Origin of the sequence: Butyrivibrio sp. CB08 (assembly GCF_003625485.1) — a bacterium.
GTDB lineage: Bacteria > Bacillota > Clostridia > Lachnospirales > Lachnospiraceae > Butyrivibrio.
In genome coordinates this window covers 316,206-329,377 of record NZ_RAIR01000004.1, presented here as the reverse complement: position 1 = coordinate 329,377, position 13,172 = coordinate 316,206, and the positions used below count along the sequence as shown (strand labels likewise).

Annotated in this window: 11 protein-coding genes and 6 tRNA genes; all 17 read left to right on the top strand. The window is 43.6% G+C overall.

Annotated elements, in window-relative coordinates; translation table 11 throughout:
- Positions 1–141: 141 nt before the first annotated feature.
- The 17 genes from D6855_RS09535 to D6855_RS09455 all read left to right on the top strand — a co-directional run bounded on the left by D6855_RS09535 (position 142) and on the right by D6855_RS09455 (position 13,161).
- Positions 142–215 (top strand) — tRNA-Asp (locus D6855_RS09535).
- 25 nt (positions 216–240) lie between these two features.
- Positions 241–313, top strand: a tRNA-Val gene (locus D6855_RS09530).
- 30 nt (positions 314–343) lie between these two features.
- Positions 344–416 (top strand) — tRNA-Thr (locus D6855_RS09525).
- A gap of 6 nt (positions 417–422) precedes the next feature.
- Positions 423–504, top strand: a tRNA-Tyr gene (locus D6855_RS09520).
- Positions 505–565: 61 nt separating this feature from the next.
- Positions 566–639: transfer RNA gene (locus tag D6855_RS09515), tRNA-Met, on the top strand.
- 6 nt (positions 640–645) lie between these two features.
- Positions 646–718 (top strand) — tRNA-Phe (locus D6855_RS09510).
- A gap of 196 nt (positions 719–914) precedes the next feature.
- Positions 915–1,517 (top strand): HD domain-containing protein, encoded by a 603-nt coding sequence (locus D6855_RS09505; protein WP_120740381.1) that lies wholly within the window; start codon positions 915–917, stop codon positions 1,515–1,517.
- Complete coding sequence (locus D6855_RS09500) at positions 1,510–2,946, top strand: aminotransferase class I/II-fold pyridoxal phosphate-dependent enzyme (RefSeq protein ID WP_120740379.1); 1,437 nt, start codon at positions 1,510–1,512, stop codon at positions 2,944–2,946. Before D6855_RS09505 ends, D6855_RS09500 begins: the two co-directional genes overlap by 8 nt.
- On the top strand, positions 2,928–4,337 hold the full coding sequence (gene pyk, locus D6855_RS09495; protein WP_120740377.1) for a pyruvate kinase: 1,410 nt from the start codon (positions 2,928–2,930) through the stop codon (positions 4,335–4,337). Before D6855_RS09500 ends, pyk begins: the two co-directional genes overlap by 19 nt.
- 21 nt (positions 4,338–4,358) lie before the next feature.
- Positions 4,359–4,952, top strand: a complete 594-nt coding sequence (locus D6855_RS09490) for a guanylate kinase (RefSeq protein ID WP_120740375.1) — start codon at positions 4,359–4,361, stop codon at positions 4,950–4,952.
- Positions 4,953–4,973: 21 nt separating this feature from the next.
- Entirely contained in the window at positions 4,974–5,414 is a 441-nt protein-coding gene (locus D6855_RS09485; RefSeq protein ID WP_120740373.1) for a YaaR family protein, read from the top strand.
- Positions 5,415–5,425: 11 nt separating this feature from the next.
- On the top strand, positions 5,426–6,472 hold the full coding sequence (locus D6855_RS09480) for a DNA polymerase III subunit (RefSeq protein ID WP_120740371.1): 1,047 nt from the start codon (positions 5,426–5,428) through the stop codon (positions 6,470–6,472).
- On the top strand, positions 6,469–7,416 hold the full coding sequence (locus D6855_RS09475; protein ID WP_120740369.1) for a PSP1 domain-containing protein: 948 nt from the start codon (positions 6,469–6,471) through the stop codon (positions 7,414–7,416). Before D6855_RS09480 ends, D6855_RS09475 begins: the two co-directional genes overlap by 4 nt.
- Complete coding sequence (locus D6855_RS09470; protein ID WP_120740367.1) at positions 7,403–8,143, top strand: tRNA1(Val) (adenine(37)-N6)-methyltransferase; 741 nt, start codon at positions 7,403–7,405, stop codon at positions 8,141–8,143. Before D6855_RS09475 ends, D6855_RS09470 begins: the two co-directional genes overlap by 14 nt.
- Before the next feature lie 12 nt (positions 8,144–8,155).
- A complete protein-coding gene (gene rsmI, locus D6855_RS09465) occupies positions 8,156–9,013 on the top strand; it encodes a 16S rRNA (cytidine(1402)-2'-O)-methyltransferase (protein WP_120740365.1) in 858 nt (285 codons plus the stop codon).
- Between the two features lie 185 nt (positions 9,014–9,198).
- Positions 9,199–10,812: a phosphoenolpyruvate carboxykinase (ATP) gene (pckA, locus tag D6855_RS09460; RefSeq protein ID WP_120740363.1), complete on the top strand. Its 1,614-nt coding sequence runs from the start codon at positions 9,199–9,201 to the stop codon at positions 10,810–10,812.
- A gap of 114 nt (positions 10,813–10,926) precedes the next feature.
- Positions 10,927–13,161 carry a putative bifunctional diguanylate cyclase/phosphodiesterase gene (locus D6855_RS09455; protein ID WP_158589502.1) on the top strand — a complete coding sequence of 745 codons (2,235 nt, stop codon included), beginning with the start codon at positions 10,927–10,929 and terminating at the stop codon, positions 13,159–13,161.
- Positions 13,162–13,172 lie beyond the last annotated feature (11 nt).

Here is a 13,172-nt window from a genome sequence, read left to right as displayed (position 1 = left end):
GAGGTTAGATAGGCACAAGGTGTAAGCATGGTAACATGTTCAGCTGATGTGTACTAATAGGTCGAGGGCTTATCCAAAGAAAGCAAGATAGGATCCAAGAGATTTCAGTGTTCGGTTTTGAAGGTATAAACTTCAGGAAATGGCCCGGTGGCTCAGCTGGTTAGAGCGCCGCCCTGTCACGGCGGAGGTCAGGGGTTCGAACCCCCTTCGGGTCGCTCAACTTCATATTTTAGTTTGACCGGGGTCTTAGCTCAGCTGGGAGAGCATCTGCCTTACAAGCAGAGGGTCACAGGTTCGAGCCCTGTAGGCCCCATTTTTAAACTAATTACACATTCGAGTGTAAGCCGATGTGGCTCAATTGGCAGAGCAGCTGATTTGTAATCAGCAGGTTAACGGTTCGAGTCCGCTCATCGGCTCTATATGGATGGCTTCCCGAGTGGCCAAAGGGGACAGACTGTAAATCTGCTGCAATTTGCTTCGGTGGTTCGAATCCACCGCCATCCATTTTTTGTTGCATATAAGCAGCAAACATAAGCGATTCGTACGAGGTACGGATTTATAATGACGCGGGGTGGAGCAGTCTGGAAGCTCGTCGGGCTCATAACCCGAAGGTCATAGGTTCAAATCCTGTCCCCGCTACTATATGCCTAGATAGCTCAGTTGGTAGAGCAGAGGACTGAAAATCCTCGTGTCGTTGGTTCGATTCCGACTCTAGGCATCTTTTTTTATTAATCCTAGCGATCAGGTCTCGCTGGGATTTTTTTTTCTCACGATCTCTGATAAAGAAATAAGAATTATTTAGCTACTTTTTTTAGGTTTTTTATACTTTATTATTCATTGTGTGATATGATGAAAAAAATTAAGTAACTTAAAATGTTGTGTTATGCGCTCACGAAAGCGCATGGAGAATGAAAATGCATCATTTACACCACATAGATGAAGAGGATAAAGAGATCATCAAAAAGTTTCTGGATGTGAAGCACTATGATCCAGATGCTTTTGATCCAGAGATTTTAAATGATCTAGAGGCAGATAAGGAATATCAGAGTCTGCTTACTTTTTATGGTTCTGATATTTTAGGATCTGAGAATTACATAAAATTAAAGAGCTTTATCCAGCATGGTAATGTTACTGTTTTTGAACACAGTATCCATGTTGCTTTGTGCGCTATCAAGCTTAACAGAAAGATGGGAATCGGTGGAAGAGAGAGGGAGATCATAAGAGGAGCTCTTCTTCACGACTATTTCCTCTATGACTGGCATGACGGAGAGGCACCAGGAAACATACATCCTAAGCTTCATGGTTTCTACCATCCAGGTATCGCTCTTAAGAATGCAACAAGGGACTTTACTCTTTCAGAGAGAGAAAAAGAAATAATCAAAAAGCACATGTGGCCTCTTACTGTTAAGCCACCCAGATGCCGAGAAGCCTGGGTTGTTTGCATGGCTGACAAATACGCGTCAACACTGGAGACCTTAAAGATCAGAAAGGGAAAGATTAGAGTTAATTATGCCTGATATTTACCAGGAACTTCTTAAACTGGCTGACAGCGATATGTATCCGCTTCACATGCCAGGACATAAAAGGAACCTTGAAAGCACCCCGTTAAAGGGTGCTTTTCGCTGTGATATAACGGAAATTGACGGCTTTGACAATCTTCACGACGAGAGCGGAATCATCCTGGAGGCGGAGAGAAGGGCAAATGACCTCTACGGCGCGGATGAGACTTTTTTCCTGGTAAATGGAAGTACTTCAGGTGTGCTTAGTGCAGTTTCAGCTGCGGTTTTAGAAGGTGGCAGGATCCTTGCAGCAAGGGGAAGCCACAGATCTTTTTACCATGCAGCCTACTTAAGACACCTGGATGTAGAGTATCTGCCAGTTAAGATGATCGATAAATATGGAATATTTGATGGATACAGCGCGCAGGAAGTTCAGACTGCGTTGGACAGTCTTGATAATCAGGTAGAAGCAGTATTTATTACATCGCCAACCTACGAAGGCAAGTGTTCAGATGTTGCAGGAATCGCCAGGGTCTGCCATGACAGAAACATCCCTCTTATTGTGGATGCTGCTCACGGAGCGCATTTTGGTCTGGGAAAAGAGATCCCGGAAAGCGCAGTAAAGCTTGGCGCAGACGTAGTCATTCATTCACTTCACAAGACACTTCCTGCAATGACGCAGACTGCACTAATTCATCTTCAGGGAAGCCTTGTAGATAAGGCTCTATTAAAGAGGTTCTTAAGGATATATCAGTCCAGCAGTCCTTCTTATGTCTTGATGTCATCTATTGATCTTTGCATAAATGAGCTTTTGGAAAAGAAGGAAACCTATGTACAGAGGCTCCTGGAACATAGGAAAAATCTGGAGTTAAAGACAAGAGGGTGCGAGAAAGTTCGCATAATCCACACAGATGAGCTGGAAGACCCTTCAAAAGTGCTGATTTTTGTTGATTCTGAGGAAATGACAGGCCATCAGTTATATGATATACTGCGTGAGGAATACGGATTGCAGCTTGAAATGGCAGGGGAGAGATATGGTCTTGCCATCATTACAGGCTGGGATACCGATGAGGGTATAGACAGATTATCCAAGGCTATCTGCGAGATAGATAACAGGCTATCTGACAGTAAATCCCGCCATGAAGAAAGTGGGAAGCCAGCTTTAATCCCACAAAAGCAGATGCCTCTTTTTGAGGCCTGGGACAGTGATAGCGAGGCTGTTGAACTTGGCATGGCAAAAGGGAGAATTGCTGGGGATTTTGTAAACCTTTATCCGCCAGGAATTCCAATGATAGTTCCAGGAGAGGTAATAGATCAGGGACTTATAGACCAGATTGAAGGATGTATAGAGCAAGGACTTAATGTTCAGGGCATTTTCAATGGAGAAAATAGGGGAAATAAGGGTATAATAATTAGGAGAGAGATAATATGCGTAAAACAAAAATAATCTGCACGATCGGACCAGCAAGTGAGCAGGAAGATAAGTTAAAAGAGCTGATGCTTGCTGGAATGAATGTAGCAAGATTTAACTTTTCACATGGTTCCCATGATGAACATAGAAGAAAGTTCGAGAGGATCAGAAAGCTTAGAGATGAGCTTGACCTTCCTGTCGCAACAATGCTCGATACAAAGGGACCAGAAATAAGACTTAAAGATTTCGAGAATGGTAAAACTGAGCTTAAGGCAGGTCAGACATTTACTTTGACTGCAAGAGACATCAAGGGTACAGACAGCGAGGTTTCCATTACATATAAAGAACTTCCAAACGACTGCAAGAGTGGAATGACAATCCTCTTAGATGACGGTCTTATCGAGCTTAAGGTCGAGAAGGTTACAGATACAGACATTGTCTGCACAGTAGTTAACGGTGGACCAATCTCTGACAAGAAGGGCGTCAATGTTCCAGGAGCAGAGCTCACAATGCCTTATCTTAGCGAGCAGGACAGAGGGGATATCATCTTTGGCTGCGAGCAGGGCTTTGATTTTGTTGCAGCTTCTTTTGTAAGAACAAGAGCTGATGTTGATGCCATAAGAGAGATCTTAAAAGAGCAAAACAGCCCAATGAAGATCATTGCTAAGATTGAGAGCACACAGGGTATCAACAATCTTAAGGACATCCTTGATGCTGCTGATGGTATCATGGTAGCAAGAGGAGACATGGGTGTTGAGGTTCCTTTTGAAGAAGTTCCAGTTATCCAGAAGATGATGATCAAGATGGCAGAGGCAAATGGTAAGTATGTTATCACAGCAACTCAGATGCTTGATTCAATGATCCATCATCCAAGACCAACAAGAGCTGAGGTTACAGACGTAGCCAATGCGATCTACGATGGAACAACAGCCATCATGCTTTCAGGCGAGACAGCTGCAGGCGACTATCCTATCGAGGCACTTAAGACCATGTCTAAGATTGCTGAGAGAACAGAAGCTGATATTGATTATATAGGAAGACTTAAAAAGAGAGACTACGCACCAAGCGATGACACAACTGCTATTTCACACGCAACATGCAGCATTGCTGCTGAGCTTGACGCTGATGCGATCCTTACAGTAACAATGTCAGGCTTTACAGCCAGCATGGTTTCAATGTACAAGCCAAATTGCCAGATCATTGCATGCACAACCAATCCAACAGTATGCAGACAGATGAACCTCATGTTTGGTGTTCTTCCTCTTCATATCAGACAGGAAGATACAGCAGACGAGCTGTTCAGAGAGGCAATCAATTCTGCTAAGAACGCCGGATATCTTAAGAGCGGCGATAAGGTTGTCCTTACAGCCGGAGTTCCACTTGGAATTCCTGGAAGGACCAACATGATAAGAGTAGAAGAAATCTAAGGAAACAGGACAGGACACAATATGGGCAGGATTTTTCTTTTGATGGGCAAGAGCACATCTGGGAAAGATACGATATACAAGAACTTAATAGCAGATGAGAGCCTTTCATTAAAAAAGGTTGTTCCCTACACCACAAGGCCTCAGAGGTCCGGAGAGACTGACGGAGTTCAGTACTTTTTCAAAACGGAAGAGGAATATCAGGATCTTAAGGGCAGTGGCAGGATCATCGAGGAGAGAACCTATCACACAAACTACGGTGAGTGGAGATATTTCACAGTAGATGACGGACAGATCGACCTGTCACAAGGCGATTACATGGTGATCGGAACTTTGGAATCCTTCTGCTATATAAGAGATTATTTTGGAAAAGAAAATGTGGTACCCCTTCTGATCGACGTGGAAGCAAGGATTCGTCTTGAGAGAGCCATGAAGAGGGAAGGCAAGCAGGAAAATCCAAGGTACGACGAGATGTGTAGAAGATTTCTTGCTGATGAGGAAGATTTTTCCGAGGACAAATTGCAGGAAGCTGGTGTCAGCACCAGATTTACCAACAACGACAAGATAGAGGACTGCATAAGCAGCATAAAAGCGTTCATTCTTGAGAAAAAAGCTTAACTTATTTGGGGAGGGCTTGGAATGGATATTAAGATCAATAATATCGCGCCAACACAACAGGCTCCTGCACCGGAACAGGTACAGGAAGCTAATGGCGATTTTAAGTTCATACTGACCAGTAAGCTTGAAGACACTGATCTTGCTGAGCGCCTGAATCTCATGATGCAGGACATAGTCCAGCAGGGCGAGCGCATTTCCAAGAAGAATGACATCAAGGACATGCAAAGATACAGGATCCTTATCAAGGATTTCCTGAATGAAGTAGTGACCAGGTCACATGTCTTTTCCAGAGAGAACTTCCTTGACAGGAAGGGACGCCACAGAGTCTATGGCATTATCAGACAGGTGGATAAAGAGCTGGACGAACTGGCTCAGGAGCTGGTAAAGGACGAGTGTAACAACATTGATATTTTAGCTAAGATAGGGCAGATACAGGGGCTGCTGCTCGATATATTTACTTAAGGGGAGTTGTAATGGCGGATTTTTCCGATATCTATGATCAGGAACAGATGAAGGAGCACATGCAGTATGTGCTTAAGACTGATAAGGCATCCCATGCCTATATCATTTCCGGAGAAGATGGATCGGGAAAAGAGTTTATCGCCAGGATTTTCGCAAAGGCCCTTCAGTGCAGTGACAGACAGGAAAAAGATGGTGAAATAGAGGCATGTGACCTCTGCCCATCCTGTATAAAGGCCATGTCAGATAACCACCCTGACATCATCACCATAACCCATGACAAGCCAAATAGCATCGGTGTTGACGACATCAGACTGCGCCTCAGGGATGATGTGGTGATCAAGCCCTATGAGAGCAAGTACAAGATCTATATAATTCCCGAAGGGGAAAAGATGACAATAGCAGCTCAGAACGCGCTTTTAAAGACGCTTGAGGAGCCGCCTTCTTACATTATCATCATCATTCTGACCAACAATCTGAATGCTTTTTTACCCACTATTATCAGTAGATGTATAGTTCTTCCCACAAAACCAGTAAGGGACGAAGTAATTAAGAAGTATCTGATGGAAAACTGCCGGGTAGTAGACTACAAGGCAGAACTCAGTGCTGCCTTTGCAAGGGGCAACATTGGAAAAGCACTGGAGCTCTCATCAAACGAGCGCTTTGAGAATCTAAAAAACGAGACAATTGACCTTATCACCAAGCTTGAAAACCTTGAAGTCCACGATATAATGGACAGGGTTCATGGGCTTTTGGAAAACCCGGAAGCAGACGAGAAGTCAACCAAGAAGGGTATAGATATCGCTCAGTACGAGGACTTTATGGATATCCTTTTGTTCTTCTTTAGGGATATGCTTGTGTTCAAGGCGTCCGACAACGTGGATCACTTGATTTTCACTGATAAGGTATCGTATATTAGTAGTGTTACAAACAAGTGTAGCTATGATGATATTAGCAGTATTTTGGACAACATCGATATTGCAAAAAATCGCATATCTTCCAATGTAAATATAGATTTGGCCTTAGAGCTTATGCTCATAGGCATTAAGGAGCATTTATGACAAGAGTAATCGGCGTAAGATTCAGATCTGCCGGCAAGATATATTTCTTTTCACCAGGGAAATACATTATCAAAAAGGGTGACCATGTCATTGTTGAGACAGCTCGTGGCGTGGAGTATGGAACTGTAGTTACTGAGATCCAGGAGATTGAGGACGAGAAGGTAGTTAAGCCCCTCAAGACAGTTCTTAGAACAGCAAGTACCAAGGACGACGAGCAGGAAGCTGGCAACAGGGAAAAAGAAAAAGAGGCATTCAGGGTATGTCTTGAGAAGATCAAAAAGCACAATCTCGAGATGAAGCTCATCGATGCAGAGTATACTTTCGACAACAACAAGATCCTCTTCTACTTCACAGCTGATGGAAGAATTGACTTTAGAGAACTGGTCAAGGATCTGGCAGCAGTATTTAAGACCAGGATCGAGCTCAGACAGATCGGTGTTAGAGATGAGACCAAGATAATCGGTGGCTATGGTATCTGCGGAAGACCACTTTGCTGCCACTCATATCTTTCAGACTTTGTACCGGTATCCATAAAGATGGCCAAGGAGCAGAGCCTTTCACTTAATCCGACCAAGATTTCCGGAGTTTGCGGAAGACTTATGTGCTGCCTTAAGAACGAGGAAGAGGTTTACGAGGAATTAAACCGCAAGATGCCTGGCGTTGGTGACTTCTGTACAGCCAAGGACGGACTTAGCGGAGAGGTTTCAAGTGTAAATATCCTCCGTCAGACAGTTAAGATCCTTGTGGAAGTCAATGACGAGAAAGAGGTTCACGAGTACAAGCTCGAGGAACTTGAGAACATCAAGAAGAGACAAAAGAAAAAGAACAACAATAACAATAATGGCTCTAAGAAGGGTTCCAAGGAAGACGAAGAAATGAAGGAACTCGAGAAGCTTGAAAAGATCGAAAAGCAGGAAGGAAAGTCTAAGCTTGGGGACAATTGAGCTTAAGGAGTCAGAGAGACTTGACGATCTCCAGAGGAACAACCTGAAGATCATTCAGGATCCGGACAGATTCTGCTTCGGAATGGATGCAGTTCTTTTGTCAGGATTCGCAGCTGCCAAAGAGGGAGACAGAGTTCTGGACCTTGGAACTGGCACTGGGATAATACCTATCCTTATGTCAGCTAAGACTAAGGCACAAGAGCTGGTTGGCCTCGAGATACAAAAAGACAGTGCAGACATGGCTCAAAGGAGCGTCAGGCTCAACGACCTGGAAGACAAAATTAAAATAGTAAATGGCGATATTAAGGAGGCAGGGCAATTATTTGACGCTGCCTCTTTTGACGTGGTAACAAGTAATCCGCCTTACATGATAAACAGCCACGGCCTTCAGAATCCCGAGGCGCCAAAGGCAATCGCAAGGCATGAAGTGAGCTGCACCCTTGAGGATGTGGTGGCAGCAGCTGCAAAGTGCCTTAAAAGCGGCGGTAAGTTCTACATGGTCCACAGGCCCTTCAGACTTGCTGAGATCATGGTGATCATGCACGAGTACAAGCTTGAGCCAAAGAGGATGCAGTTGGTTTATCCATTTGTAGACAAGGAGCCCAGCATGGTCCTTATCGAAGGTGTCAGGGGCGGAAGATCCAGGATCACAGTGGAAAAGCCCCTTATCATCTACGAGAGTCAGGGCAGGTACACCAAGGACATTTACGACATTTACGGCTATTAAGAGGATTGAGATATGGCTGGAATACTGTATTTATGCGCAACTCCTATAGGAAACCTTGATGACATAACCTTCAGGGTGCTGGAAACACTTAAGTCTGTTGATCTCATTGCAGCAGAAGATACCAGGAACAGCATAAAGCTTTTAAACCACTTTGATATACATACGGAGATGACAAGCTACCACGAGTACAACAAGTACGACAAGGCACAGTGGCTCATCGGCAAGATGCAGGAGGGCATTAACGTGGCTCTTATCACTGACGCCGGAACTCCCGCTATTTCTGATCCGGGAGAGGTGCTGGTGGCAGAGTGTCACAAGGCAGGCATTACTGTAACATCCCTGCCAGGTCCCGCTGCATGTATCACGGCTCTGACATTATCTGGACTTTCTACCAGGAGGTTCTGCTTTGAAGGATTCCTTCCATCTTCAGATGATAAGAAGGCGAGAAAGAGGATCCTTGAGGACCTTAAGGATGAGAGCCGCACAATGATAATCTACGAAGCGCCCCATCATCTTAAGGCGGCACTTTCTGATCTTTATGACACACTTGGAGACAGGAGAATTTCCATCTGCAGAGAGCTGACCAAGAAGTTTGAGGAGGTCAGACCAACTACTATAGCAGAGGCGATCTCTTTTTACGAAGCTAATGAACCACGAGGCGAGTATGTCCTTGTTATTGAAGGCAAGAGCCTTCAGGAGCAGGATGAGGAGAGCAGACAGAGTTTCCTTGAGATGAGCCTTGAAGAACACATGGCAATATACGAGAGTCAGGGGCTTTCAAGGAAGGATGCCATGAAGAAGGTAGCAGCTGACAGAGGTGTCGGAAAAAGAGATATCTACCAGGCACTTTTAGATGGTGAAAAGAACTGAGGATTTAGAGATTTTTTATACATAAAACCCACGAAAATCCCTTGTTAAAACATTGACTTTGTAGTATAAATGAAGTATCGGCGCACATTTGCCGGAAAATTTAATAGTGTATCTGCGAAATATCTGGATATTTATAAATATCAGTTATTTCGTACAAAAAAATCATAAAGAAAAGAGGTTAACAAATGGCAAACATCGATTTAACCAAGTATGGTATCACAGGAACAACTGAGATCGTTCACAACCCTTCCTATGATGATCTTTACACAGAGGAAATGAAGCCAGAACTTACTGGTTACGAGAAGGGCGTTGACACAGAGCTCGGCGCTGTTAACGTTATGACTGGTATCTACACAGGACGTTCACCTAAAGACAAGTACATCGTTATGGATTCTAACTCCAAGGACACTGTATGGTGGACATCTGACGAGTACAAGAACGATAACCACCCAATGAGCGAGGAAGTTTGGGCTAAGGTTAAAGAGATTGCTAAGAACGAGCTTTGCAACAAGAGACTCTTCGTTGTTGACGCTTTCTGTGGCGCTAACAAGGATACTCGTATGGCAGTTCGTTTCATCGTTGAGGTTGCTTGGCAGGCTCACTTCATCAAGAACATGTTCATCCAGCCTACAGAGGCAGAGCTTGCTTCTTTCGAGCCAGACTTCGTAGTTTACAACGCTTCACTTGCTAAGGTTGATGACTATCAGGCACTTGGCCTTAACTCAGAGACTTGTGTAGCATTCAACATCACAAGCCGTGAGCAGGTTATCATCAACACATGGTACGGCGGAGAGATGAAGAAGGGTATGTTCTCAATGATGAACTATTACCTTCCTCTTAAGGGAATTGCTTCTATGCACTGCTCAGCTAACACAGATATGAACGGTGAGAACACAGCAATCTTCTTCGGTCTTTCAGGAACAGGTAAGACAACACTTTCAACAGATCCTAAGAGACTTCTTATCGGTGATGACGAGCACGGCTGGGACGACAACGGAGTATTCAACTTCGAGGGCGGCTGCTATGCTAAGGTTATCGGCCTTGATAAGGATTCTGAGCCAGACATCTACAACGCTATCAAGAGAGATGCTCTTCTTGAGAACGTAACTGTAGCAGGTGATGGCAAGATCGATTTCGATGACAAGAGCGTTACAGAGAACACTCGTGTATCATATCCTATCAACCACATCAAGAACATCGTTCTTAATGTACATCCTACATCATCAGGCCCTGCAGCTCAGAATGTAATCTTCCTTTCAGCTGATGCTTTCGGAGTACTTCCTCCAGTATCAATCCTTACACCTGAGCAGACTCAGTACTACTTCCTTTCAGGCTTCACAGCTAAGCTTGCTGGAACAGAGAGAGGAATCACAGAGCCTACACCTACATTCTCAGCATGTTTCGGACAGGCATTCCTTGAGCTTCATCCAACAAAGTACGGTGAGGAGCTCGTTAAGAAGATGCAGAAGTCAGGAGCTAAGGCTTACCTTGTAAACACAGGATGGAACGGAACAGGCAAGAGAATCTCCATCAAGGATACTCGTGGAATCATCGATGCAATCCTTAACGGCGATGTAAACAAGGCTGAGACCAAGAAGATTCCTATCTTCGATTTCGAAGTTCCTACATCACTTCCAGGAGTTGATCCTGCAATCCTTGATCCTAGAGATACATACGCTGATGCTTCTGAGTGGGAGACAAAGGCTAAGGATCTTGCAGAGAGATTCATCAAGAACTTCAAGAAGTATGAAGGTAATGACGCTGGTAAGGCTCTTGTAGCTGCTGGCCCAAAGCTTTAATCAATAATTAGTTTATAATTATTTAAAAAAACATTAATGGCGCTACGTCTTTTCGGATGTAGCGCCTTTTTGTATAATATTATTGATGGTTGTTGGCTCAGTAGAGGGCTTGGCATGGATAAGGAGTCTGCTAATAAATTCGAAAAAATGGATCTTGTTTTTGTGGCCGGCATCGTAGTATCCTACAGCTGCTTTTTTATAAGCACAATGCTAAAGGCTACTTTTTTTATTGAGCTGTTTTCACCAATTACAGGATTTGCTATAGGAATAACTATTTTAGGATGTCTTAAGCGAATGGGAAGGTTTTGGAAACCTTCTTTTATTCTTGCTTTAGGCATTTTTTCATATGCTTTTGCAGATATCCTGATCTTTATCAGCAATTGGATAACAGGTAGTGAGAAGCTGTATGAGTTTGCCGCGTTCATTTTTCTTCTGCCAAACTATTTTTTTGGTGCATCGGTAGGATTCTACTTTATCCAGAAATTAAAGGGAAAAGATCTTTACCGGTTCCTCATTAACTCTCTGACCTTTACGGTAATTGGAATCATTGCTCTAAGGCGTATTCTGGTGCATCTGGGCACATATGACCTTGTTGATCAGGGAGCCCTTATCAGGATATACCTGTATTTCACAGTGAATATCTTTATTCTGATCATGATCGTGCACATGACTTTGATGATCGCTACAGATAATGGTCTTAAGGGCACAAATACCATGATTTTCGGAATTATCGGGTACATTCTGCTTGATTTTCCCTACACTTATGTTCAGGCTTTGGGCCAGGATCCTGAAAATATATACACAAACCTTGTGTACATGCTATGCATGATACTCATGGCTCATGGAATCTATCATCAGGTTCATCATCATCACGTATTCCAGTTTAAACCGTACAAGTACACACAGGGAGCTGTCAGAAGGACCAGAATTGTAGTTTTAGCTGGTCTCATTTTAAGTATTATCCTGATGGTCCTAAAAGTGATTGAGAGTGGAGAGTTCTTTTATGTAGCATTTGCTCTACTTGCATACTGGATCACCACAGCTACTTTCCAGAACAGTGCTTTAAGCGAGCAGCTTCTTAAGCAGCAGGATATCCTTACAGGACTGTATAACAGAAGGTACAGCAGTACTGTTCTTGAGGAAGCTGTAAACAAGGCAAAAGAGCAGAGCAAGAGATTTGTAATTTTTTGCGTTGATCTAAACTGCTTTAAGCCCATAAATGATACCTATGGACACGACATGGGAGACAGGGTATTAAAGGAGTTTGGCTCAAGAATGCTTGCGCTTCCCAAATCATACACGTCATTTAGAACCGGTGGAGATGAGTTCATGCTGGTAAGGGAAGAGATCAGCGAAAAAGAAGAGATCGTTCAGTGTGCCAGGGATCTTCAAAAGCTGTTTAACACTCCTTTGCACATTGATACATACATATTCTCCCTCTCAGGAAGCATCGGAGTATCTGTTTATCCCGATGATTCAGAACAGATAGAAACTCTTGTCAGGTATGCAGATGCAGCTATGTATGCCGTTAAGCACAGCGGCAAGAAAGACAACTTCAGACTCTTTGATAGTAGTCTGGTAGAAACAGTTGAAAAGCACAGAGCTTTGGAAGAACGACTAAGAAAAGCAGAGCCAGACAGGGATTTCATACTTCATTATCAGCCGAGAATAGATGCGTTCACTGGGCGACTAACTGCAGCTGAGGTTTTCCCAAGACTTAAGGGGGAAAGTAACTACACCGCAGCAGATCTTTTGCCGATCACTGAAGAAGTGGGCCTTATGAACAGGCTTGGAAACTGGATCATAGAAACTGCCATACGTCAGCTTAAGACCTGGCGTGATACCTGTGGACAGGATATATCCATATCAGTCAATTTATCTCCGCTGCAGTTACTGGACATGGATTTTCTGGAGAACCTTAAAGTGGTTGTTAAAAAGAATGATCTTAGCCCTTCAAAGGTTCATCTTGATATCAGTAATGATGTAATTATGGGAGCTTCCATAACCGCCAAGGAGACCCTTAGGAACTTAAATGAGTATGGCTTTAAGCTGTCACTGAATGATTTTGGCGGAGATGACATCAATCTTAACCATATTCTGACCTGCGGATTTTCAGCGATCCACATGTCGCCGTCCCTTATCCACAGGGCAGACAGTGATGAAGATGCAAATGTTCTTATAGAGACAATTGTTGGCCTGGCTGGTAATATGAATATAGACGCCTATGCAGTTGGTATTGAGACAAAAGAGCAGGGAGAAAAATTAAAAAGTATGGGCGTAAGGGCTCTTCAGGGGTATTATTATGGTAAACCTGTAGAAGCAGAGGAATTTACCAGGAGGTATTTTTAAAAAGCGATAAA